General features: G+C 37.7%; 17 protein-coding genes and 1 pseudogene. 3 read left to right on the top strand and 15 right to left on the bottom strand.

Annotated features, from left to right (window positions below; all coding sequences use genetic code 11):
- Positions 1 to 60 precede the first annotated feature (60 nt).
- The 5 genes from AC1VNJ_RS20415 to AC1VNJ_RS20395 all read right to left on the bottom strand — a co-directional run bounded on the left by AC1VNJ_RS20415 (position 61) and on the right by AC1VNJ_RS20395 (position 7,003).
- Complete coding sequence (locus AC1VNJ_RS20415) at positions 61 to 1,515, bottom strand: glycoside hydrolase family 68 protein (protein ID WP_325075782.1); 1,455 nt, start codon at positions 1,513 to 1,515, stop codon at positions 61 to 63.
- A 585-nt stretch (positions 1,516 to 2,100) separates the two neighbouring features.
- Positions 2,101 to 3,789 carry a gamma-glutamyltransferase gene (gene ggt / locus AC1VNJ_RS20410; RefSeq protein ID WP_482641218.1) on the bottom strand — a complete coding sequence of 563 codons (1,689 nt, stop codon included), beginning with the start codon at positions 3,787 to 3,789 and terminating at the stop codon, positions 2,101 to 2,103.
- A 221-nt stretch (positions 3,790 to 4,010) separates the two neighbouring features.
- Positions 4,011 to 4,727: a YjjG family noncanonical pyrimidine nucleotidase gene (locus tag AC1VNJ_RS20405; protein WP_482641217.1), complete on the bottom strand. Its 717-nt coding sequence runs from the start codon at positions 4,725 to 4,727 to the stop codon at positions 4,011 to 4,013.
- A gap of 36 nt (positions 4,728 to 4,763) precedes the next feature.
- The gene (locus AC1VNJ_RS20400; RefSeq protein WP_099000049.1) at positions 4,764 to 5,456 is read right to left on the bottom strand and encodes a Crp/Fnr family transcriptional regulator; all 693 of its coding nucleotides are present in this window, start codon (positions 5,454 to 5,456) and stop codon (positions 4,764 to 4,766) included.
- Positions 5,457 to 5,629: 173 nt separating this feature from the next.
- Positions 5,630 to 7,003 carry an amino acid permease gene (locus AC1VNJ_RS20395; RefSeq protein WP_482641216.1) on the bottom strand — a complete coding sequence of 458 codons (1,374 nt, stop codon included), beginning with the start codon at positions 7,001 to 7,003 and terminating at the stop codon, positions 5,630 to 5,632.
- Between the two features lie 304 nt (positions 7,004 to 7,307).
- Between AC1VNJ_RS20395 and AC1VNJ_RS20390 the strand changes: the two genes are divergently transcribed.
- Together AC1VNJ_RS20390 and AC1VNJ_RS20385 are read left to right on the top strand one after the other, a co-directional pair.
- A complete protein-coding gene (locus AC1VNJ_RS20390; RefSeq protein WP_482641215.1) occupies positions 7,308 to 7,922 on the top strand; it encodes a LysE family translocator in 615 nt (204 codons plus the stop codon).
- Positions 7,923 to 8,108: 186 nt separating this feature from the next.
- Complete coding sequence (locus AC1VNJ_RS20385) at positions 8,109 to 9,248, top strand: SpoIIE family protein phosphatase (protein WP_028413961.1); 1,140 nt, start codon at positions 8,109 to 8,111, stop codon at positions 9,246 to 9,248.
- A 30-nt stretch (positions 9,249 to 9,278) separates the two neighbouring features.
- Here AC1VNJ_RS20385 and AC1VNJ_RS20380 read toward each other — a convergent pair whose 3' ends face one another.
- The 6 genes and pseudogenes from AC1VNJ_RS20380 to AC1VNJ_RS20355 form a co-directional block, all read right to left on the bottom strand.
- Positions 9,279 to 10,133, bottom strand: coding sequence for a CheR family methyltransferase (locus tag AC1VNJ_RS20380; protein ID WP_028413962.1), 855 nt, complete (start codon positions 10,131 to 10,133; stop codon positions 9,279 to 9,281).
- A gap of 18 nt (positions 10,134 to 10,151) precedes the next feature.
- Positions 10,152 to 12,905: a CHASE3 domain-containing protein gene (locus AC1VNJ_RS20375; protein ID WP_482641214.1), complete on the bottom strand. Its 2,754-nt coding sequence runs from the start codon at positions 12,903 to 12,905 to the stop codon at positions 10,152 to 10,154.
- Positions 12,906 to 13,397: 492 nt separating this feature from the next.
- Positions 13,398 to 13,931 (bottom strand): annotated as a pseudogene (locus AC1VNJ_RS20370) (pyruvate kinase); the annotation flags it as partial.
- 185 nt (positions 13,932 to 14,116) lie between these two features.
- Positions 14,117 to 15,544, bottom strand: coding sequence for an APC family permease (locus tag AC1VNJ_RS20365; RefSeq protein WP_034266615.1), 1,428 nt, complete (start codon positions 15,542 to 15,544; stop codon positions 14,117 to 14,119).
- A gap of 60 nt (positions 15,545 to 15,604) precedes the next feature.
- Positions 15,605 to 16,177, bottom strand: a complete 573-nt coding sequence (locus tag AC1VNJ_RS20360) for a hypothetical protein (protein WP_034266613.1) — start codon at positions 16,175 to 16,177, stop codon at positions 15,605 to 15,607.
- 66 nt (positions 16,178 to 16,243) lie between these two features.
- Positions 16,244 to 18,193 (bottom strand): primary-amine oxidase, encoded by a 1,950-nt coding sequence (locus AC1VNJ_RS20355; protein ID WP_034266611.1) that lies wholly within the window; start codon positions 18,191 to 18,193, stop codon positions 16,244 to 16,246.
- A 206-nt stretch (positions 18,194 to 18,399) separates the two neighbouring features.
- On the opposite strand from AC1VNJ_RS20355, the gene AC1VNJ_RS20350 reads away from it, so the two are divergent.
- Entirely contained in the window at positions 18,400 to 19,194 is a 795-nt protein-coding gene (locus AC1VNJ_RS20350; protein WP_482641213.1) for a helix-turn-helix domain-containing protein, read from the top strand.
- A 333-nt stretch (positions 19,195 to 19,527) separates the two neighbouring features.
- Here AC1VNJ_RS20350 and AC1VNJ_RS20345 read toward each other — a convergent pair whose 3' ends face one another.
- The 4 genes from AC1VNJ_RS20345 to AC1VNJ_RS20330 all read right to left on the bottom strand — a co-directional run bounded on the left by AC1VNJ_RS20345 (position 19,528) and on the right by AC1VNJ_RS20330 (position 22,645).
- Positions 19,528 to 19,776, bottom strand: a complete 249-nt coding sequence (locus tag AC1VNJ_RS20345; RefSeq protein WP_328132593.1) for a hypothetical protein — start codon at positions 19,774 to 19,776, stop codon at positions 19,528 to 19,530.
- Between the two features lie 38 nt (positions 19,777 to 19,814).
- The gene (locus tag AC1VNJ_RS20340) at positions 19,815 to 20,300 is read right to left on the bottom strand and encodes a PaaI family thioesterase (RefSeq protein WP_034266606.1); all 486 of its coding nucleotides are present in this window, start codon (positions 20,298 to 20,300) and stop codon (positions 19,815 to 19,817) included.
- A 139-nt stretch (positions 20,301 to 20,439) separates the two neighbouring features.
- Positions 20,440 to 21,282 carry an aldo/keto reductase gene (locus AC1VNJ_RS20335; RefSeq protein WP_028413974.1) on the bottom strand — a complete coding sequence of 281 codons (843 nt, stop codon included), beginning with the start codon at positions 21,280 to 21,282 and terminating at the stop codon, positions 20,440 to 20,442.
- Positions 21,283 to 21,400: 118 nt separating this feature from the next.
- Entirely contained in the window at positions 21,401 to 22,645 is a 1,245-nt protein-coding gene (locus tag AC1VNJ_RS20330; protein WP_482641212.1) for a Bcr/CflA family efflux MFS transporter, read from the bottom strand.
- Between the last annotated feature and the right edge of the window lie 183 nt (positions 22,646 to 22,828).

Genomic DNA, 22,828 nt, shown 5'->3' with positions numbered 1-22,828 from the left:
TAAAACAAAAGAAAATGGTGATTACAATCACCATTTTCTTTTGTTGCTATTGCAAAGGGCTTAGTCTTCATCCACTGTTAACTGACCTTGTTCAAGAACGCTATCTTTTACAACAGATGTTTTTGAACCGTCAATATTTACTAAGAAGCTTGGTGCAAATGTAGAGTGGTTGTCTTCATAAAAGCCTCTGTTTGTCATGTAGCTTGTAATAACAACATTATTACCTTTTGTTTGCGGTACGGCAAAGTGAGAATACGTAAATGTTTTATCATTAGGATCTAAATCCATATGAAGAACTAATCCCGTATCATTTAAAGGCTTATATTTTCCTGTTAACGTATTTGAAACATAGCCTAGCATATACACATCATCTTGTCCGATTCCACCAATCGTCATTTTAGATCCGCGAGAATCAGTGAACAAGTACCATTTTCCATCTTTTTTGAAAATGTTTGCACGTTCAATTTCGTCTGTAACTGTATTTGATGTGATAAGCGGCTTCATTACTTTTTTGAGCGTATAGTCATCATTTAACTCAATAATGCCCAAAGCCCCGTTTGCTAAAGAAGCTTTTTCTTTATTAGATCCTTCAAGAAGCTTTTTCTTTTCAGATTGGAAGAAAGGATTGTTTCCTCCGTAGTATGCTCTGTTATATAGAGAGTCTTCGCCTTGATAGCCATCTTCTGTTCCAGTGTTAGCTTCGAAAACAAGGTACTTATGTCCATTGTCTTCTATGTAATGAGGATCTCTTAGCGTATGGTTATCCCCTGTGTCATAACCGCCTTCATCAATAAACTGCTGAACCGTTTGATAAATCTTTCCGTCACCATCAAAGATTGACTTGTAATCTTCTACTCCGTCAACTTTTAACGTATTATCGTTTGGCTGAGACATGTTCACTTGAGCTGTCGTTAACGTTTGTTTTCCGTATTGTTTACCTGAATAATCCGTGTAGAATAAACGAACTTTACCATCTTTCGTTAATGTGGCAGAACCAGACCATTCTTGTGTTTGATTTTTAAGGTGCGGGTCATTCGGAACGAATTTATCGCTGTCTTTAAACACTCTTCCAGCGTTTTTCCAGCTGTCAATCGATTTGTCTCCAGCTTTTTTATAGAAAAGATAAACAGACGTGTCATTCGAATCTTTTGGATCACCTGCTAGGGCAAACACAATTTGATATCCATGATAAGTCGCCACTGTTCCGTCAGCATTTTGTAATGGCCAGCTGTCCCATACATCTAAGTCAATTGTATTTCCCGATGCATCTTTTCCCTTAGCAGAAGCAATGTTTTTAATAGTTGATTCGTCAAAAGCAGGAACTTTAAACTGATCACTGTTTTGCTGCTGTGGAATTTTCACCATATTATCGCGAGTAATATGCGAAATTCCGTAGCTGTTATTAAAGTCTTTGCTGTCGTTTCCTTTAGCAAATGTTTGGTATCCCCCGCCTACTAGTAGGGCTGCAGCCAATGTAGCAGCAGTTGTATGCTTAGCAACTCGTTTCATTTTCATATGTTTTCTCCTTTTGTGTTAGTAAAGAATATAAATTTATTAATTCAATTAGCTATTAAAAATTCGAAAACAGAACCGGTTCCGTTCAACCAAAAGATTACTTGGATAAATGACGAAAGTCAAACATGCCAAATGTAGCTATTTCTCATTTTCATCTTTTTCATTGAGCTGTAACTAGGACCAAAGTTTCCGTGCAAGAGACTTTTTATGTAACCGTTTTTCAAAAAAAGGGTACGACTTTTTCTCCATTCCAAACTACGTTTTCCAGCCGTTGCGTTTTATACTCTTTACACGATTAAATACTCTATCTTTCTAGCATTGAAAGCGCTATTCCTTTTTTTATGCTTTCCAATCATTTTGTTTTCATCAATATCTTGAAAAATCAGTACTCTTTTTTATTATTCGGACATGAAAACGTTCTATTCTTTTTCCTTTCTGGAGATTAGGATGATACTAATCAAGGTCTAAAGTATGTTTTCCGAAAAAAATATTCCTTCTTTTCACCTACTCATTTTTATCTTTTTTAATGCATCATACGCCATCCCTTCTTATAAAAGAGGGAGCGTATGATGCATCTTTTTAATATTAAGAGTCTAAGCCAGTTGCTTTTCCTTCACGGCTGGAATCAGCTGCTCCAAATAAACGGCCGTTTTCTTTATCAATTTGAATACCTTGAACATTTCCGATTGGGAACGGCTCATCTCCAAAATTAAACCCCATGGCTTCTAGCTCTCCTTTGGCATTCATATCCACTCCGGCTTCCCAACCGATAAGTGATCCTGTACTATTAAAAATTCTTGGTTCTTCAATCGCTTCTTTTATATCCATTCCATAGTCTAAGACATTCATAAGCGTTTGGAACACAGAGCCTACAATCGTTGGTCCGCCCGGAGACCCTAAAGTGAGTACAGGTTCACTGTCTTTAAAAACGATGGTTGGGCTTTTACAGCTAACCGGACGCTTTCCTGCATCCGCTTGGTTTAGCCCTCCAGGTATAGCATCAAAATCAGTAAGCTCGTTGTTGAGTAAAAATCCATGGTCTTTAACCATAATTCCTGTACCAAAAGGATGTTCCACAGTTGATGTACAAGCGACAATATTGCCCCAGCGGTCAACTACCGTGAAGTGAGTTGTTTCACTAAGCTCACGTTCAGGTTCATAAGGCTGACGCACAACGTTCACTTTTTGGCCTTTCTCATAATCCCACGGGTTGCCAAAATCAACTTTCTCATTTTTATGCTTCCAATTAATTAATTTTTGACGTTCCTTTATATATTTGTCATTTAAAAGCCCTTTTAATGGAATGTCACTGTAGGCCGGATCTCCAGAGAATGCAATTTTATCTGAAAATGCAATGCGCATAGCTTCTGCAAACAAATAATACTTTTCCCACGATTTCACGTCGTACTGAGACACATCGAAGTTCTCTAATAGCTTTAAAATTTGCAGCACCGTAGCTCCTCCTGCACTAGGCATGTTGGAAGAAGCAATTCGGTATCCTTTATAATCTCCCCACACGGGTTCATCAATCTTAATCTGGTATTCTTTCAAATCTGACAGTTCCATAAAACCGCCGTGCTCTTTTATCGTTGAAATAATGGCTTCTGCAATTTCACCTTCATAAAAAGCCTCGATCCCTTTTTCTTGAAGAATGCGGAATGTTTTAGCAAGATCTTTTTTATTAATCATATCTCCTTCTTGCATAGGCTTGCCGTTTGGAGAATATAGCTGCTTAGCATGTTCTCCTAGTCGATAGGCATATGTTTTTAAAATATCTCCAAGCACCCAGTTTGTTTCCACACCCGCTTCTGCTGCTTTGGCAGCCGGTTCAATTAATTCAGCAAGGGGTTTTGTTCCATACTCTTTACGAGCTGCTTCCATCGCCTTTAAAATCCCTGGAATTCCAATTGCCGTTGCATGAGTAGAACGCTTTCTAAACGGAATAACTTCTTTATTTTCATCAAGAAACATTTCAGGATAAGCTGCTTTAGGAGCCTGAGAATGCCCGTCAAAAATTTTAGTTGTTTTGCTTTCATTGTGGTATACCATAAAAAAGCCGCTGCCTCCAATACCGGTCATCATCGGTTCTCCAACGTTGAGCCCAAACTGAACGGCAATTGCTGCATCAATTGCGTTACCTCCAGCTCTTAGTACCTGTTCTCCGGCGTCGGTTGCAATTGGATGGGCACTGGCTACCATTCCTGTTTTTCCAACGGCTGTTTCTCTTCTATATGAACTCTTTCCTGAACGAGATAAACTTTTGCCATTAATCATCTTTTACGACCTCCTAGTTACTTACTTTATCTGGGATATTGGTAAAATACCCTATTGCTTTTGGGATAAAACTGTTTAAATTTGTATTGATTACTGTACCTAGACCGATATCCCTAGCGTATTTTAAGCCCTTTGAAATCTATAAAACAGAAAAAGCGCCAACCCGTTTTATTTAAAGAACAGGGTTGGCGCTTTTTGCGTTTTCTAACGTTTATACACTTTTACACTTGTACCGAAGCTACTTCATTATTTACATTCAGCAGGTTATAAAGCTCTTGAAGCCTTCCAATTTCATAGGTAGAATTCCAATTTGTATCATTCTTTTTTTCCTGAGGATTAAACCAGCACGTATCAATACCGGCTAGCTGCCCGCCTTGAATGTCTGCACTCAAAGAATCTCCAACAATCAATGTTTCATGTACGGACAGCTCTTTTATACGTGAAAAAACATAATCAAAATATTCCTTCATAGGTTTTTGAAAACCTGTATCTTCTGAAACAAATACTTCTTTAAAATAAGGATATAGACCTGAGTCCTGAAGGCGCTTATATTGTGTAGCCGATACGCCATTTGTAACAACATATAACTCATAGTGACTGCTCAGGTTTTTAATTACCTCAATAGCTCCGTCAATTAGCTGATGACCATTATTCAAATACGTTCGGTACTCTGCTTCAAGCAGCTTTCCGTTTTTCTCTATTCCATATTCTTTACATAGAGTAGAAAAGCGAGTATTTACAACTTGCTCACGGCTTATTTTATTTTCTTCAAAAGCTGTCCATAACCCCTGGTTTATCAAACTATAACGTTTTTTGCTTTCATCAGTCAGCGGAATATTGTGGTTAGCAAAAAGAAACTGTAAAGCCTGCTCTTCGGCTGCGTTAAAATCTAAAAGCGTATTATCAATGTCAAATAGAAGCGTTCTGTATGTTTTCATTCTTCTCTCTCCCCTTCAACTAATCTATTGCTTTTTCTACTCGTATATATTGTCGTTTGCTAGACAGCTCAGTTTTTCTTTATCTTTGAGAATAATAGAGCCTTTCTGTTTTTCAATAACTCCTTGCGCTACAAATTTCTGAAGAACACGATTTAAATGCCGGTAAGTCGTTCCGATTAAATTGGCTATATCTTTTAGGCTTTCTGTTTTTTGATCCATAACCAAATGTGATTCTTCACAAAAAATAGAGAGCAAGTAGCTCGCCAGCCGCACTTCAACTGGGTACATTAAATTAAAGCTGAGCGAGTTCGATTTTGCGCAAAACTTTTTTGTGAGCATTTCCAGTAAAAACGTCAGTAGCTGTGGATCATCGCTCGCATGCTGTTTTAATCGTTTGTATGGTATACCAATTACAACTAAAGGTGAAACGGCTTCAACCGTATTCATAATATCAACATCCTGTACATACTCAATATCGCCTATCACTTCAAGGGGCTGTTTAAAGGAAAGAACAAGCGTCTTGCCTTCGGGCGATATGGTATAAACTTTAACCTTGCCTTTCACCAGTATGTACAAACAATGAGACGCATCTCCTTGAGAACAAAGACGTTCTCCTGCCTCCACATCATACAGTGACAAATGCGGTAGTAAGTCTTTCTTGAAAACTAACTCTAATTTATAAGTATTTATATACTCCAGCAGTTGTTTCTCACTCGTAATTTCCCTCATGTTTTCCTCTCCATCATAACGGTTTCTTTTTATTAAACAATAACACTTCCCAAAATAAAAAGGACATATGTCCCGAATAAAATTTTAATTTTTACGTTATGTTCATAGATCCCTTTCAAAAGAAATGTATACACAAAAAAGACTCTAGCTCGTTTGCTTAGAGTCTTTTTTTGCTAAACGCTCTTTTTATTTCTCCCGTATCCAACGTAAATAAAGACGCCAATCAGCATCCAGCCGATTGAGTACATCCACGTTACCATTGATAAGTTAAACATAAGAAAGATACAGCAAAGAATAGCAAAGATCGGAATGAATGGCACAAAAGGTACTTTGAAACCTCGCTTTAGGTTAGGCTGACTTCTTCGAAGAGCCAAAATCGAGAATGAAACGGCAGCAAACGTAACAATCGCCAGCATATTTGCTAAATCCGCCAGCTGTTTTAAATCAATAAAACCAGCTACAGTCGCCCCTAACGCCCCGACAAGCCATGTCGATATGACAGGTTCACTGTTCTTTCGGTTTACTTTCGCAAAAAGAGACGGCAATAATCCATCATGACTCATTGACATCAGTACGCGAGGCACAACAAACAAATAAGCAAACACGACGGCCATTATACCAATAACTGCTCCTATAGATACAATAAGCGCTGCCCATTCTTGTCCAACGCTATTGAGCGCATATGATAACGCATCGCCCACGTTTAGCTCTTTATAAGAAACCATCCCTGTTAATACTAATGCAATGACTACGTAAATGACTGCACAAACACTTAGTGCAATCAAAATACCTAGCGGCAAGTTTCTTTGCGGATTTTTCACTTCTTCTGCCGAAGTAGAAATGGCATCAAATCCGTTATAAGCGAAAAAGACGGAAGCTGCGCCTGCAAAGATCCCTTTCACACCGTATGGAGTAAATGGGTGCCAGTTATTTGTATGAATAAAAAAGACGCCGACCGCTACAAATAAAAGAACAATACCTATCTTGATTAAAACCATTAAGTTATTTATTTTTTTACTTTCTTTTACTCCTCTTGTTAATAAAAACGACATGCACAGTACAATAAATACTGCCGGAACATTAATAATACCTCCGTTGCTTGGTATGGCCGTGAACGATTCAGGAAGTCTAATACCAAATTCAGTAAGCACATTATTTACGTAAGAAGACCACCCGCCTGCTACAGACGCTAAAGACACCGTATAGCATCCTACAATGGACCACCCTATTAAATGCGCTATAAATTTTCCTAATGAAACATATATGTATGTATATGCGCCTCCTGAACTTGGAACAGCTGAACCAAATTCTGCATAGCACAACGCAACAAGAATACAGGCTATTGCAGAAATAATAAATGAAACGGAGACCGAGGGCCCTGCATCCCTGGCGGCAACTAGTCCTGCTATAACCAGAACTCCTGTCCCAATGGTTGCTCCTACTCCCATCAAAATAACATCGAATAAACCTAGCGTTTTAGTTGATTCTTTTGCTGCATTTTCATCTAACAGCTTGTTAATGTCTTTTTTTGCAAACAGATTACTCATGATGACTAACCTCTCTTCATTTTGTTACTAATAATACTTTTTATAGTCTATTTTTTAATGGTAGATCTTTCTATGTATGTAACAGTAAACTATTTTACTACATTTAATTTTCTGTGTAAAATATTTTAGTTTATGAACTTTTTAATGATTAAAACAAATTCACTAATGATGTTTTTTCTATCACCCTATTATGGTGTACCCGACCAGACTAAATACATGCGTTAAAAACTTTATCAAAATTTCCTTCATTCCTGATTGCTTTTGTACTATACTAAAGAAAAACTTCTTAGGAGCAACATAAAAGATGAACTTATTTTATTTTCTCAAGGGATTAGTGATTGGGTTTTCCGTCGCTGCTCCGGTCGGTCCCATCGGCATTTTATGCATTAATCGAACGTTATCTAAAGGGCGATTACACGGGTTTGTATCCGGGCTGGGAGCAGCTACAGCAGATGCTCTTTATGGATGCATCGCTGCGTTTGGCCTAACGTTCATTACAACCTTTTTATTAACCCAAAAGATTTGGCTTCAGCTGATTGGGGGATTATTTTTATGCTATTTAGGTGTACAAACTTTTCGTTCTCAACCTGCAGAGCACGCTGCTGCTGCTAAAGGAGAAGGGTTGCTTCGTTCGTATACATCCGTTCTTTTTTTAACGGTTACGAATCCAATGACGATCTTATTTTTTATTGGCGTGTTTTCTGGTGTAGGCATTAGTAAATCAGCATTTGATGTTGCTTCTGCGCTGACAATGGTTGCAGGCGTATTTTTAGGATCGGCCTGCTGGTGGCTTTCGCTCAGTTTTGCTATTAGTCTTGCCCGGTCGAATTTTACGAATAACAGCTTGATCTGGGTAAATCGTATTTCGGGAGCGGTGGTACTGACTTTCGGGATATTTGCGTTATACAAGTTGCTATAAAAAGTCACTTGTCTCCTTTTCTGGGGACAAGTGACTTTTTTAATAGAAAAGAATAATCTTAAAAAATACCCTAAACGCTGTGTTTTCTGTATAATAGATAAATAGAAAAACAGAAAAAGTATAAAAAATGCTTGAAAACTACATACTCAATCAATAGTCTTCAAACATAATAAGGGGAAATAAAGCATGACCATTCTTCTCGTAGATGACAATCAAGTCAATCTATTTGTGATTGAAAAAATTCTAAAAGGCGCTGGCTACGATAACTGTGTGTCTCTTACGTCTGCCCATGCGCTTTTTGACTATCTTAACCTGGACGATGAGAACTCAAAAACGAATTCGGTCGATTTGATTTTACTTGATATTATGATGCCCGAAATTGATGGAATCGAAGCCTGCAGGCGAATTCAACAGGTAGAACGCTTAAAACATATTCCAATTATCTTTGTCACAGCCCTAGAAGACAGCAGCAAATTAGTAGAAGCTCTAGACGCTGGCGGAACAGATTACGTCACAAAGCCGATTAATAAAGTGGAACTGCTGGCTCGTATGCGGGTAGCCTTACGCCTTAAAGCAGAAATTGACTGGCACACTGAACATGAAAAGAAAATTCAAACTGAGTTAGATTTAGCTACGCACGTACAGCAAAACTTACTCAGCCCCCCTTTACGAGAGAAAGATATTCAAATGGAAGTTTCATATTACCCTTCTTTTAAATTAGCGGGTGATATGTACTATTGGCACAAAATTGACGAGCACCGGTACGGTATTATTCTTTTTGATATGATGGGGCACGGCATCTCTGCCTCGCTTGTTTGTATGTTTATTTCGTCTGTGCTCAGAGAAGCTATCAAGTCCCTCATAGACCCTGAGCAGGTTATTACAGAGTTGAATCGTTACATGGAATTATTGCACAGCGAAAAAGATGAAATTCCTTACTATTTCACTGCTATTTATTTAGTGATTGATACGGAAGCTAAGACAGTAGAATATGTGAATGCCGGGCACCCAGAAGGTTATATGTTAGTGGATGAACATACGCTCGTTCCTCTTCAACGAGGAAGCTGCCCTGTAGGTTTTTTTGAAGAAATGGACGTTCAGAAATCTGTTGTCAGCTTTGAGAACGATGTGCAAATTTTGCTATTTACAGACGGAGCTCTTGAATCGATGGGCCCTTGCGAAAATGAGTCTGCTCTTCGTCTTCAACAACTTACTGAACAAAAATGGACAAATCCGCAGGCATTTATGAATGAAATTTTCTCAGAAGAACAAAAGTTAAACCAGCCTGATGACATGTGCGTGCTTATGATTCAAGCGCAAGCATAATAAAAAAGACCTCACAAATGAGGTCTTTTTTTATTGCTTTTGATAGATGCGCTCGTTTCCTGCAAACTCAATATAAGAAGCTGCTCCCTCAGCAAAGCGAAGCGTTTCTTTATCGCCAAGCCCAAGAAACCCTTTTACACACAGGCTTTCTGAAAATAAATTATACACTTGATTTTGCAGCTGAGCTGTAAAATAAATAAGGACGTTTCGGCAAATGATAACGTGAAATTCATTAAATGACTGATCCGTGACTAAATTATGCTGAGCAAAGATAATATTTTTTAACAGCGACGGATGAAAATATGCATAGTGATGATCCGTTTGATAATATTCCGAGAAGGCATTCTTTCCCCCGGCTTGAATATAATTTTTTGTATATGACTTCATTTTACGTAAAGAAAAGGCGCCTTGTTTTGCTTTTTCTAATACATCTTCGTTCATATCGGTTGCGTAAATGACCGTTTTATCCATTAACCCTTCTTCTTCTAAAAGAATCGCCATAGAAAATACCTCTTCGCCCGTTGCACAGCCAGCGTGCCAAATGCGAATTTCCGGATAATCCTTTAATACCGGAATCACTTTTGTGCGAAATGCTTTAAAAAAGCTTGGATCGCGAAACATCTCTGTTACATTTATTGAAAAATCATTTAAAAGCTGATTCATAAATTCTTCTTCGTGAATCGCTTTTTCTAACAATCGAGACACGGTTGGAATACGTTCAATTTTCATTCGATTATAGACTCGGCGACAAATAGAAGATTTAGCGTACTGTCTGAAATCGAATCCCGTTAATCGATAAATAGCCGTCAGCAGTAAATCAATCTCTAAATCTGTTTTTTTATTCATAACTAAGTCTTCACTTAAATCTAGGTGCTTCATATCCATTTATGTTTCATACCCCGCTTAATTTACTAGCCATACACGCATAACGGAGAACAGCTGATTTAAATCTAAAGGTTTGCTGATATAATCTGATGCTCCAGCTTCCAAGCATTTTTCACGATCGTTTTTCATCGCTTTAGCGGTTAATGCAATAATAGGCAAATCAACAAGCTTTAGCTCTCCTCTGATTTTCTGCATGGCTTCATATCCGTCCATTTGCGGCATCATAATATCCATTAAAATGAGATCAAATGGTTCACTATTCTCCATCATTTCAAGACACTCTATTCCGTTATGAGCTGTCATAATGGTCATACCTTGTTTAGCTAGCGCAGTTTTTAAGGCAAAGATGTTGCGCTGGTCATCATCTACGATGAGCACTCGCTTATCTTGAAACACATTTTCATCATCTTGCAATGAAGGTTCAACTGGTTGTACAGGATGATCAATTTCAGTTATTTCTGCTTCAGGTTCAGCTTCTTCTACAGATACCGCTACTTCTTCATATGCAAAATTCACTTTTTCATAATCAATAAGACCATTAGAGAGACTAGGAAGATAGAGTGTAAACGTACTTCCTTTTCCTACTTCACTGCTTAGAGAAATCCAGCCGCCCAATAATTTTGCAAACTCACTGCAAATAGATAAGCCAAGTCCTGTTCCTCCGTACTTGCGGACCGTAGCTCCATCCGCCTGCTGAAACGCTTCAAAGATAAGCTGATGCTTTTCTTTTGGTATACCAATTCCTGTATCAGCTACAGCTATTTCTAGCCAGCAATCTGTATCAACTGTACGCATAGCTGTTGTGAGACGATGGTCAGCTACTCGTTGAATGGATACGGTGACAGATCCCGATTCCGTAAATTTAAATGCATTTGATAAAAGATTTTTCACAATTTGCTGGAATCTCTTTTCATCTGTGTGAATGATGTCCGGTACATCTTGTGCTTTATGAATTTTCAATTGTACGTTTTTCTGTTCAGCAACGTGGCTGAAATTACGTTCGATTTGATCTGGAAGCTCACTCATATTCATCTCAGCAAGCAAGATATCTAGTTTTCCAGACTCTACTTTTGATAAATCCAAGATATCGTTGATTAACGCGAGCAAGTCTTTTCCTGAAGAATGAATAATACGAGCGTATTCTTCTTCATCTTCAGATAGCGTTTTGGCTGCGTTTTCCTCAAGCATTTCAGACAGAATAAGAATGCTGTTAAGTGGTGTTCGAAGCTCATGCGACATATTAGCAAGAAATTCAGATTTATATTGAGAATTCAACTCCAGCTGATGCGCTTTTTCTTCTAAATCTTCTTTTGCAGCCTCTAATTCAAACGATTTTTCTTCTGCGTCTTTTGTTCTTTCTTCTAGCTGTTCATTAATCATACGCAGCTCTTCAGACTGCATTTGCAGTTCTTCTGATTGTGTTTGAAGTTCTTCAGACTGAGCTTGGAGCTCTTCTGTCATCGCCTGAGATTCTTTTAATAGACGAGCAATTTCCATACGTCTAATTACGCCATTGATAGTGAGACCAAACGTTTCAATCACTTGACTAATAAGTTCTTGCTCTAAAACTGTAAACTCGTGCAGCGATGCAAGCTCGATAACAGCAATTACTTCATCTTCAAACAAGACGGGTACAATAAAAATACTCTTAGGTTTTACGTCTCCTAATCCGGAAGTAATGAGCTGGTACGTGTCAGGTACATCGTTTATGACAAAGGTTCTTTTCTCTAAAGCAGCTTGTCCAATAAGCCCTTCGCCTATCAAAAAGCTCTCTCTTCCCGCGTCGCTTTTTCTATCTGCAAAAGCAGCTTGTTTGACGAATAGGTTTCCTTTATCATTTTCCTCTCGAACATAAAATGCTCCGAAAGAAGCTCCTGTCATTTCTGAAACCGTAAAGAGAAATTTTTCCGCTAGCTTGTCTACCGATGCTATGCCTTGGTACATCGTTACAGCATGAGCAATGTTCGTTTGAAGCCAGTTTCGCTCTTCAATATTTTCTAACAACGCGTTCGTGGCTAGTCCTAAATCTTTAATTTCATCATTAGATCGAACTTTAATTCTTCCTTTTAGCTCGCCTTTTGAAGCCGTAATTCGTTTGATCGTTTGCGTAACTTCTTTAATCGTATTCACAATAGAATTAGACAACACAATAGCGATAGCAAGTGAAATAAGCGTAACGAATAACAGCAAACCGTAAAGTCCAATTTTAATTTTTTGATTTTTCTCGTCTAACTCTGTTGCTCTTGTTTCAGTCGATTTTTTCTCTACATTTCTAAAAGAAGTAAATTGGCTGCGTATATCGTCCATATACTGGCGCCCAGGATCTTTCTCAAAAAATTGCTGAAGCTCTTTTGTATTATTTTCTTTTTTTAATGCAATGGTCGGTTCACCAGCAGCTTCAATCCAGTCTTGAATACTTCCTTTAATCTTCTCCAGTTTCTCCTGCTGATTTGGATTATTATTTAGAAGCTGATACAGCGCATTATAATCTTTTTCCCAACTTGTTGCTGCACTGTTATACGGTTCTAAGTAACTCGCTTCTCCTGTAATAATATAGCCTCTTTGTCCGGTTTCCATATCAAGCAGGTGCTTTTCAATTCGATTGGTCAGATCATGGACTTCAATATCATGATCAATGATAAAATTTCGCTCTTTTTGCAAAGATGAAATTTGACTGTTTAAAACAATAAATGCAATAAATAAACAGACAATAACAATTAAATATCCAATAATAATTTTGGATTTGATGCCAAACCTCATTTTCTTTTCCATAATGTTCCTACTTTCATTCTAGATATTCTTCTAGAAGCATTCGAAAAACATGTTTATTTTTGCCGCTGGACAATTTCACTTTCAGTACACACTCTCCACTCCATCTTCCTTTGCTTGATAAGGCTTCTCTCTTTTTCCTATCAAGTCAACATTCCTATTATACACTCTATTTTTGTACAGAAGAATATTTATTGTGCAAGAGGTGAAGATTAATTCCCCAATTAGAAATTGACGTTTTAAAACGCCATATAAAGATAAGCCCATGCCTGTACAGGCATGGGCTTATCTCATAATATATTTGTACACAATAAGGTAATGAAAAGTAATTTATGCTTTGGGGAATCACATAAATTATGACAACATAGGTATAAATACTTATATGCAAAATGCAAAGCATTCATTAATTGAATTGTACTTGGATAGTAGAAAACATTTCCACTTTTTTTAATTTAAATATATTTTTTAAACTTACATATCTACTTGCTGTACTTTTTATCTCGAGCTCTTTAACATTGCCAAAATCTCTGCGGAGCTCGCAACTCTTTTATTTTGAATCGTTTCAGCAAGATGTGATACTTTATAAAGTGTTTCCATGCTTTCAATCGGATATTTCCCAGCTGCTGTTTCAGCAGAAAGCATCACTGCATTCGTGCCGTCCAGTACTGCCTGAAACACATCCGTCACCTCGGCTCTTGTAGGAATTGCGCTGCTCACCATTGATTGAAGCATTTGTGTCGCGGTGATCACATATTTATCGTGCAAGCTGCATTCATGAATTAATATTTTTTGGAGCAAAGGAATCCATTCATACGGTAGCTCTACCCCTAAATCTCCTCGTGCAATCATAATTCCATCGCCTTCTTCACATATTTGCTTGAAATTTTCTATAGCTTCCATTGTTTCCACTTTCGCAATCAGCTTTGGTGCATTTAGATGTTTTAAATGGATAAAATCTTTAATGTCTTTTAAATGTTCAGGGGTTCTTACGAACGAACAAGCAAGAAAATCTAATTTTTCTTTCAATAAAGATCTTTTTACTAAACAACTGTATTTTATATTTTAGCGGTGGTAGATTATTAATGTAGAGTCCCCAAAATATAAAAGAATAGTAAACCTCAGCTAATCTTTAATAAAAAAGCTATTAAAGCGCTGGAGTGGAACATATATAGTAGGCAGGAGCCAGATTCTAAAAAGCAAAATCTGCTTCTTTGTTAATTCTTTAAATGAGGTGGTAGATCTTTAAAGCGATTAGTTCGAAAGAAGAGAAAAATAAATCCTCCAATTAGCCACATACTTCCTAAGAGAAGAGCCAGCTTATCCATTCCTATCCACACATAGATAATAACTAAAAAACCTAATAGGGGAATGAACAAATAGCGAACATGATGTCTGCCCTTTGGTACCCACTCCGTCTCTGAACTTAAATGAAGAGGACCTTGCCCTTTTCTCTTAATATAATATAGCCAAACCACTGATACATTCAACGCAGCAAAACCAAAAAATGCCCCATAGTTTACTAAGTTTGAGATTGTTCCCAAGTCTACAGTATTACCTAAAATAAATTCAATAGCAACGATGATGATAATATTAAAGTGAGGAGTATTAAACCTTTTATTTACTGCTGCAAACACACTTTTTGGCAACAGATTGTCTCTTCCCATTCCATATAACAACCGGGCGCCGGCGGCTGTGGCAACTAAATTAAAAACAGCCAGTGAACTCAGATAACCCGCTGTAAAAAAGAGTCCCAGCGTATCTCCTCCAGTCATTTTAGACACTTGAAATAAAACCGTATTCATCCAATTTAGATCATTCACATGAGTTTCCCAGTCAGGTATAACAAGCATAGCTACATAGCTGCAAGTCACCATGGTGATCATCCCAATTCCAATACACATGAATATTGCTTTTGGTATATCTCGTTTAGGATTTCGTGTCTCTTCTGCAAGCGTTGTAATGGCATCAAATCCTAAAAAACTTAATACAGCTACAGAAGTCGCAGCTACTAGTCCTGGCGCACTTTCAAAATGAAAGGGCTCCACACTCAATAGAGTACCTGTTCCTATACCATCCACATATACTGATTTTCCCCAAAATAAAATACAAGTCCATACAACAAATTCACCGAGCAATAAAAACCAAAGCCCCATCTTTGATATTAATTCCACCCCGAATAAATTTAGTAAACCTATACCTACTGAAAACACTGCAAGAAGAATCCAAAATGGCACATTTGGAAAGTATTGCTGAACTAAATATGCTGCACTTACAGACGTAATAGTAGGAATCAGCACATAATCAAGGGTAACGACCCATCCTGCCAGGAAACCTAAATGTGCATTCCACCCCCGACCAACATAGCTATATACTGAACCGGATAATGGAAAGTTTCGTACCATAACAGCATAGCTAAAAGCGGTTAAAAACATTGCCATACCGGCTAATAAAAATGGTAAAGCCACTGTTCCTCCTGAAGTGGATAATAAAACACCAAAGATGACGGCCGGAGCTAACGGAAGCATATAATTTAGACCAAAAGCCGTCAGCTGCCACACGTTCATAGATCCTTTTAACTCTTGCTCATACCCAAATTCAGATGTCTCCATAGCCTTTTCTTGAGGTATTTGCTTATCTTGCATGGATAGTATCATCTCCTTACTAATTTTTTAATCTATTTCCTTTGACACAATTCAAACTTTTTATGAATGCTGGTGAGTATGATTCATCTCATGGTTTTCTACTTCTTTATCATTTAGATGCAAAACCCCCATGGTACTAACCAAGCATACACTTAATAAAAATGCTACATAAAATGAAATTGGCTTCTTCTTTAAGACAGACCACTTTGTATTTACATCGGCATTCATTAAAATCATTATCATTGAAAACACACTTATCAGATAAACAACAGCCATTATCGCTATCATCATGGTGAGTTCTTGTGAAGAAAGCATAGCGCCTAACATCGTCCCCATCATCGCTCCCATTAAACTAGATGCAAGAGCTTCAAGAATACCGCCCAATCCAAATCTCCCTCCTACTAATATTGCCGTTCCTATACTTAATAAAATTGCAATTATTGTAGAAAAAGCCAGCATATTAGGTAGCCAAGCTACTATAATAAGACCAATTGTTAAACTGCTTGTCATGCCTAACAACATAGAAATGCACTTAGTGATAGATGCTTGTGTAGTGATGCCTTTGACGTGCGAACTACTGAAAAAATAAACGCTGTATCCAATAACCATTATTACACTCACAATTAATAACATTATGTTCGTCTCCTTTTCTCTTTTAAAAAAAGAAGAAGAAATCTATTCTTCTTCTTTTCTTGCGATTTATTCTTTATGACAGCTAGAACTACATGTCGAATTTTTTGCTTTTGGCCGCGGCAAGTCAATCGCTGGATTTCGGTCGAAAAACCCAACCGGTTTTAACTGGAAATTAATATAAGCCGTAGGCATAACGGGCCAATCTTCTGGTCTTGTAATATGGTGATGCCCCATTGTATACCAAACTACTAAATCTTCATTTTCAATATCACGATTTCCAGCCGCGTATTTTGGTAAACCGTCCCCTCCTTGATTCTGATTTGGGTAATTACCTGTAGCGTACATTTCATTTGGGTCATACTTTGTCACAAATAGGTGTTTATTCAGAAATCCTGCACGCTTCATTACACTTGCCTCATCGCTTGCAAAAGGCAAACAGTTCTCACCAGGCATAATTTTGTAACCTACAGGTTTCCCCACGGCATTTAAGGAATTAGGATTGACAATTTTCCACGTTCTTTGTGAAGCCATATCCATAATACGCTGCGCTTCCTGCTCTTTTTTAAATGTTTTCGTATCAATATAAAAAGCGTTATGATAAGGGTTTCCTTCACCTTTTTTCTCAGGAAGCGTGTTAATTTCGACAACTGAATTTTTCATACCATCTAACATCGTATCCAAACGAAAATTAAAGAAATGCTGATGATAAATCGCATTTAACTGCGGTGCAATTTCAGTACCATATTTAGATATACCGCTTTCGTCAAATGTTCCTGTATTTAACATTCCGGTTAACTTTACTTCACATTCCATTGTTCCATCTTGATAAAAACTCCAATAAAATCCGTAATCATAGTTTCCTACTGTACAAAAGAATGATAGAACTAACCTGCGTGAACGACGCACTTCCACTTGCTCAGTTCTCCAATCCGTATGCTTCCAAGCAATCCCATAGTCTTCTTCGTGAAGGCAAATTGCATTTGGAATGGTTCGCACATTTCCTCTACTATCAGTCATAACGGCGTCAAAATAACGAATTTCTCCTAAGCAATCACAGCCTAATGTCAATGAATTTGCAAGCTGCCCCATTCCATACTCTCCTGCATCAAATGCATTTTGACTATTATGAGCAAAACTTCCATCTCCATACGGAACAACCATTTCAGAAAGCGCAGCTCTATACAAAATAGGACGTACTTTTCCTTTGTCTTCATATCCTACCGTGTGAAGCACTAGGCCTTCTCGCGGTGTAAAGCCGAAACGAATATTCCATTTTTGCCACTTTATAAAGTGACCGTCTATTTCAAAGCTTGGCCCTTCCGGTTGAACGATTTCTAAAGGTTTCAAGTCTTCCCTAAACGTAATGCTGTCAGTCGTTTCTGGCGTATAATTTCCATGGGTAGGAGGTATAGTCCTTACACCATGATCTTCTACTCGATCAACTTCCATTTTATTCAAATCCACATATACAACAATTCCTGTTAATGGATAGGCATATCCATTATCATTAGGGAATTTTTTAATCCAGCAAATGGCTCTAGCTAATCGTTTGCCTTCATCTTCTTCTATGCCAAAATGTCCTGCAGACCAAGGGTCCACCATTACTAAATCGACATCTGTAATATCTCTTTTTTGCAAAGCAATTCGAAATTCTTCGTTATTTTTAACAACTTGTTCACACTCTTCAAACTCATCTAGCATAATTCCAGCTTGCACCCCAGGAATATGCTCCCAGCTTACTACTGATTGACTCGTCAACGATACAACTGCTTCATACGTATTTCCAGATTCATTATCTAATAGAATCATAAATGCTTCGCGATTAATTTTTTCACCTGATACATAAGCAAGTACGATATCCTTGGCCGGCTCTTTTAACACAACCGTTACAAATCTTACATATTCACTAATTTTTTGTTCTTTTTTCAAGATCCGAACAGCATTTTTAATTTCATCTGCTGTTAGAGGTTCTAAAGGGTGATTGACTGTATTAATGATGGTTTCATGGGTCTGCATAAATAATTCCTCCCTTATTCTTTTGCTTGTTTTTACTATAGCTCGGATATAAGGAAGAAGCATTGTAAAAAACGGAACTACCTCACATAAATAACATAATGCGTCAGATATTCTGACATGTTCTTTGCCATCACCATTAATTTAAACTATACTTTTTTTATTTAAAAACTAAAAATTCAGAATTTAAGAAAGAAGGCTATACTGTAATGAAAAGTTACATATTTAATCCTACTCAGCCTGAAATGAAATCAAATTGTTACTCCTATATAGAGTATAGACCTGAACAGCATACACAAAGCGACATTTCCTTGTTTTATCAATTTAACGTAGGAACTTCGCTGAAGGGATCACTCCCTATTATTCCAGACGGTTGTTTAGATTTACTTTTTTGCTGTGATGACTCTAATCCTCTCGCACTCTTAGCTTCTGGTCCAGAAGAGCGAAGTTTTTATTTCTTTGAAGAAAATGTAGATTATTTTGGAGTTCGTCTCTCTCCACAGCAATGCAAATTGAAGTTTCAATGTTCAATTAAAGAAATTATTCAACATCGTCAACTTCCTTTATACGAAGTGTTAAATATTCAAAACAATTTATTAGAAGAGATAGCAAAGTCGGTAGGATTTAAAGAGCGTATAATAGCTTTTAATAAATTCTTACGCACAAAAAATTCACACATCAACTATGCTCAAAACTTAATTACATATTGTCTTAACAAAATTTATACCTCGCGAGGAACTTTTGAAATTAAAGAGTTAGCGGAGGATACGGGATATTCGGACCGTTACTTGCGTAAAAAATTCGAAGAACACGTAGGATATTCTCCTAAAAAATTTAGTCAAATTGTCAGGTTACAGCATTCAGTATATGAACTGTTGAATACTCGGCAAACGGTACATACTATAACAGAGGGGTATGATTTTTATGATAAATCTCATTTCTACAAAGAATTTAAAAAATATATGAATATAACACCTATTGAATATAAGTATATTTTCAAGTGATAAAAAAATACTAGTGTTGAGAGCAACGGTCTATTTACAGCTATTCAAAGAAAGAGGCTGGGACAAAAGGATTTTAGACGAAGTGAAAAACGAACCCTTCATCAAGATGTTTGATGAAGGGTTCGTTTTTTTGTTGTGGTAAAAGCCGGTTTCATGCGTATAGATCTTTTTAGCAGTTGATTGAAGGGCAAGACGAAGACTCCTGCGGGAAAAGCGGAACAGGTGAGACACCGCAGGAGCGTATGTGACGAGGAGGCTCAGCGGGCGCCCACGGAAAGTGAAGTCTTGCACGGAAATCAACTGCGGGGTCACAAGCTGTTCAGGGATAAAAACTTAAGCTCTCGTATCTTCTTTATTTAATATCAGCCATTTGATTTTTCGATCTCGCTCTTTTCTTTCTTGTTCATCAACTAAATCATATTTCTTCAGCAAATGAAACATCTCGTTTAATGTTGTTTGCGAAGGGTTTCGCACGAGAAACTCATGAAATAATGAACGAATATCTTCTGGCAGCCACTGTGACTGCGAATTAAACTTCTGATGTACATCTTCTACCGAGTGGTCTAAATTACATTTATCCATACCTTTTCCTCCCCTTTTATGTAACTGTTTTGCATTTTTTAGTCTTCTTTTCGTTTAAACGTATTTGGCATAACAACTGCCACAACTTCTCCGGTCGCAACAACGATATCATTCGCGTATACTTCTGTTTTAACTTTCCATTTCTTCGGGTGAATTTCTTCAACCGTTCCTATCGCTTTTAGTACTTCACCCTGTGGCGTTGGTTTTTTAAAATCTACGTGGAGAGAACCGGTAACAAACCGCGGCGGCTCTGCTGAATCTCCTATTTCGCAGCCATTTTTACGGTATAGAGCAAGAGATGCAGAGCCTGTTCCATGACAATCAATCAGTGATGCAAGAAGTCCGCCATATACAAATCCTGGTATAGCTGTATGTTCAGGCTTAGGTGTATAAAGGGTAATTGTTTTTTCTCCTAGCCATCCTGTCCGAAAATGATAGCCGTCTTGATTTAATCGGCCGCAACCGTAACACCATGCAAAATCATCCGGATATTCGTCTTGAATCGCTTTTACTACTTTTTCCATGGTTCACCACTCCTTTTTTCGGAATATTTTAACACATTTTCTCTTACAATCGTTAGAACTAAACGGACTATTTTCAAGCTTACATAACTAAAAATCTTAGAAGAAAAGCCTCACCTAAAAAATAAGTGAGGCCTTATGGTTAAAATTCTTCATAGGCAGCGGGGTCTTGATTATTAAGTCTTCCATCTTCGCGGTTCAATTCTGAAAGCATATTCATCTCCGCTTCATCTAAAGAAAATGAAAAAATCGATATGTTTTCAAGCTGCCGCTTGCGAGATGACGATTTTGGGATTGAAATGGCGCCTAGCTGATAATGCCATCGCAAAATCACTTGTGAAACTGTCTTATTATGACGGTCTGCAATTTGTTTAATTGTTTCATTTTCTAAAACAGCACTCGCTCGTCCTAGTGGACTCCAAGATTCAATTTGAATGTTTTTCTCTTGATACCAATTTCGATATTGATGTTGATTAAAAAAAGGATGCAGTTCTATTTGATTGATGCTTGGTAAAATGCCGGTCTCTTTTTCCAAGCGCTCAATATGCTCGGGAAGAAAATTACAAACACCAATTGAACGAATCAAGCCCCAGCGCTTCGCATCAATCAGTGCTTGCCAAGCTTCTACATAATGATCTTGTTTAGGATTAGGCCAATGAATAAGATACAAATCGTAATAGTCTAAATTCGCCCGATATAAAGATTCTTGAATGGTAGGAATTGCTTTGTCATACGTATGGTATCGCCCTGGGAGTTTAGAGGTAACAAATAGTTCTTGTCTAGAAACCGGTGTTTTTCGGAGAGCTTGCCCCACAGTGCCTTCATTTTCGTAATTATAAGCAGTATCGATTAAACGATACCCTACATCAATCGCACTCGTTATAGCGTTGACTCCTTCATTTCCGTTAAGCTTGTATGTACCAAAACCTATAGCAGGCAAGGTTACCCCGTCATTAAGGGTTATTTCAGGAATTACTTTACTCATTATTATCCACTCCTTTCGATCATGCCCTAAGGTTAGCATATATTATCCAATACTTGAATAAATTTGCATCACTCCTTTTCACAAAGGAGTGATGCTTTTAAAACAATCCAAAAAGCGATTACGGAGAAACCTCCGTTTTAAACTCGTTAACTTCGCACTTTTCTGCTTCTTTCTTGTTTTTAGTTAACGTAAAGAAAGCTACAAAACCTAAAAGCGCCGTACTAAATAAGATAGCAGCCATCGGAATCGCTGTTGTTTCGTTAATCCCTACTAAAGGAGAAACAATTGATCCTAAAGTTAATGGAAGCATACCTAACACGGCACTCGCACTCCCTGCTCTATGTCCTTGATTTTTCATTGCCAATGTCACCGAGCCTGTGATCGTCATTCCTATAGAGATCATGTAAATAAAAATGGGAATAACAATCGTAGCAAGCGGTCCTTTAAGCATAGTCATGATAAGAAGTACGCTAGTAGCACTTACAGCCGTAATCACGGCAATGCGAAGCAGGCTTCTTTCATGGATAATTCCGCTAAAGCGCCCAATAATAAAGCTTCCAGTCACAATAGCCAAGCCGTTAATACCAAACAAAATGCTAAAAACTTGCGGAGAAACATGGTATATCCCTTGATAGACAAATGGAGTGCCTGATACATAAGCAAAGCTTCCTCCATGGACCAGTCCGATAATTAGGGCATATCCAATAAAAGAACGGTCTTGTAATAAACTGCCCATTATGCGAACAGAATGACCAATTGAACTTGGTGTTCTATTTTCAATGGGCAAAGTTTCTTTTAAACGCATTGAGATTGTTAAAACAATTAAAAGACCTATTAAACTTAAAAACAAGAAAATAGTATGCCAGCTTGCAAAAGGAAGAAGTAAAATAGCACCTCCGGCCATTGGTGCTATCATTGGTGCAAAGGCATTGATAACCATTAACAGAGCAAAAAACTTCGTAAGTTCTCTTCCGCTAAAGACGTCTCTGACAATGGCGCGAGAAAGAACAACTCCTGCCGAAGCCGTAAACCCCTGCAAAAAGCGTGCGATAACTAAAGCCGTGATAGTAGGAGCCAGTGCACAGAGCAATGACGATAACATAAATAAAGAGATGGAGATGAGTAAAGGTCCTTTTCGTCCCTTTGCATCACTGATTGGACCAATCACGATTTGACCAACGGCAAGTCCTAGTAAACACGATGTTAAGCTAAGCTGTACAAGTGAAGCTCGCGCATCTAAATGATCAGCAATAGCAGGAAAACTTGGCAAATACATATCGATATTAAGCGGACCTAATATCGCAAGCGTGCTGAGAAGAAACGCTAATCCTAGACGTTTTTTTCCAGTTGGATTATGAAGCATAATAGCAGAGCACCTTCCTTACTTAAATATTGTATTTTCACAGATAACCTCTAGTCTATTGAAAGGCACCCCTTCTGTCTAGGACATTTGTCTAGAGATGCAGATAAAGTTCCACTGGCAAAGAAGGAGGTATGAGAAACTACAACTACATACGGTTAACATAAAAAACAGCGCTTGAAATTC

This window comes from Priestia sp. 3CA3 (assembly GCF_056836725.1).
Note: the sequence above shows the minus strand (reverse complement) of the source record. Positions and strands in the feature narration are given on the sequence as shown.

Excerpts from the sequence above, each read along its gene's own strand:
- AC1VNJ_RS20415 (WP_325075782.1), bottom strand. The coding sequence starts at position 1,515 with ATGAAAATGAAACGAGTTGCTAAGCATACAACTGCTGCTACATTGGCT.
- ggt (WP_482641218.1), bottom strand. The coding sequence starts at position 3,789 with ATGATTAATGGCAAAAGTTTATCTCGTTCAGGAAAGAGTTCATATAGA.
- AC1VNJ_RS20405 (WP_482641217.1), bottom strand. The coding sequence starts at position 4,727 with ATGAAAACATACAGAACGCTTCTATTTGACATTGATAATACGCTTTTA.
- AC1VNJ_RS20400 (WP_099000049.1), bottom strand. The coding sequence starts at position 5,456 with ATGAGGGAAATTACGAGTGAGAAACAACTGCTGGAGTATATAAATACT.
- AC1VNJ_RS20395 (WP_482641216.1), bottom strand. The coding sequence starts at position 7,003 with ATGAGTAATCTGTTTGCAAAAAAAGACATTAACAAGCTGTTAGATGAA.
- AC1VNJ_RS20390 (WP_482641215.1), top strand. The coding sequence starts at position 7,308 with ATGAACTTATTTTATTTTCTCAAGGGATTAGTGATTGGGTTTTCCGTC.
- AC1VNJ_RS20385 (WP_028413961.1), top strand. The coding sequence starts at position 8,109 with ATGACCATTCTTCTCGTAGATGACAATCAAGTCAATCTATTTGTGATT.
- AC1VNJ_RS20380 (WP_028413962.1), bottom strand. The coding sequence starts at position 10,133 with ATGGATATGAAGCACCTAGATTTAAGTGAAGACTTAGTTATGAATAAA.
- AC1VNJ_RS20375 (WP_482641214.1), bottom strand. The coding sequence starts at position 12,905 with ATGGAAAAGAAAATGAGGTTTGGCATCAAATCCAAAATTATTATTGGA.
- AC1VNJ_RS20365 (WP_034266615.1), bottom strand. The coding sequence starts at position 15,544 with ATGCAAGATAAGCAAATACCTCAAGAAAAGGCTATGGAGACATCTGAA.
- AC1VNJ_RS20360 (WP_034266613.1), bottom strand. The coding sequence starts at position 16,177 with ATGTTATTAATTGTGAGTGTAATAATGGTTATTGGATACAGCGTTTAT.
- AC1VNJ_RS20355 (WP_034266611.1), bottom strand. The coding sequence starts at position 18,193 with ATGCAGACCCATGAAACCATCATTAATACAGTCAATCACCCTTTAGAA.
- AC1VNJ_RS20350 (WP_482641213.1), top strand. The coding sequence starts at position 18,400 with ATGAAAAGTTACATATTTAATCCTACTCAGCCTGAAATGAAATCAAAT.
- AC1VNJ_RS20345 (WP_328132593.1), bottom strand. The coding sequence starts at position 19,776 with ATGGATAAATGTAATTTAGACCACTCGGTAGAAGATGTACATCAGAAG.
- AC1VNJ_RS20340 (WP_034266606.1), bottom strand. The coding sequence starts at position 20,300 with ATGGAAAAAGTAGTAAAAGCGATTCAAGACGAATATCCGGATGATTTT.
- AC1VNJ_RS20335 (WP_028413974.1), bottom strand. The coding sequence starts at position 21,282 with ATGAGTAAAGTAATTCCTGAAATAACCCTTAATGACGGGGTAACCTTG.
- AC1VNJ_RS20330 (WP_482641212.1), bottom strand. The coding sequence starts at position 22,645 with ATGCTTCATAATCCAACTGGAAAAAAACGTCTAGGATTAGCGTTTCTT.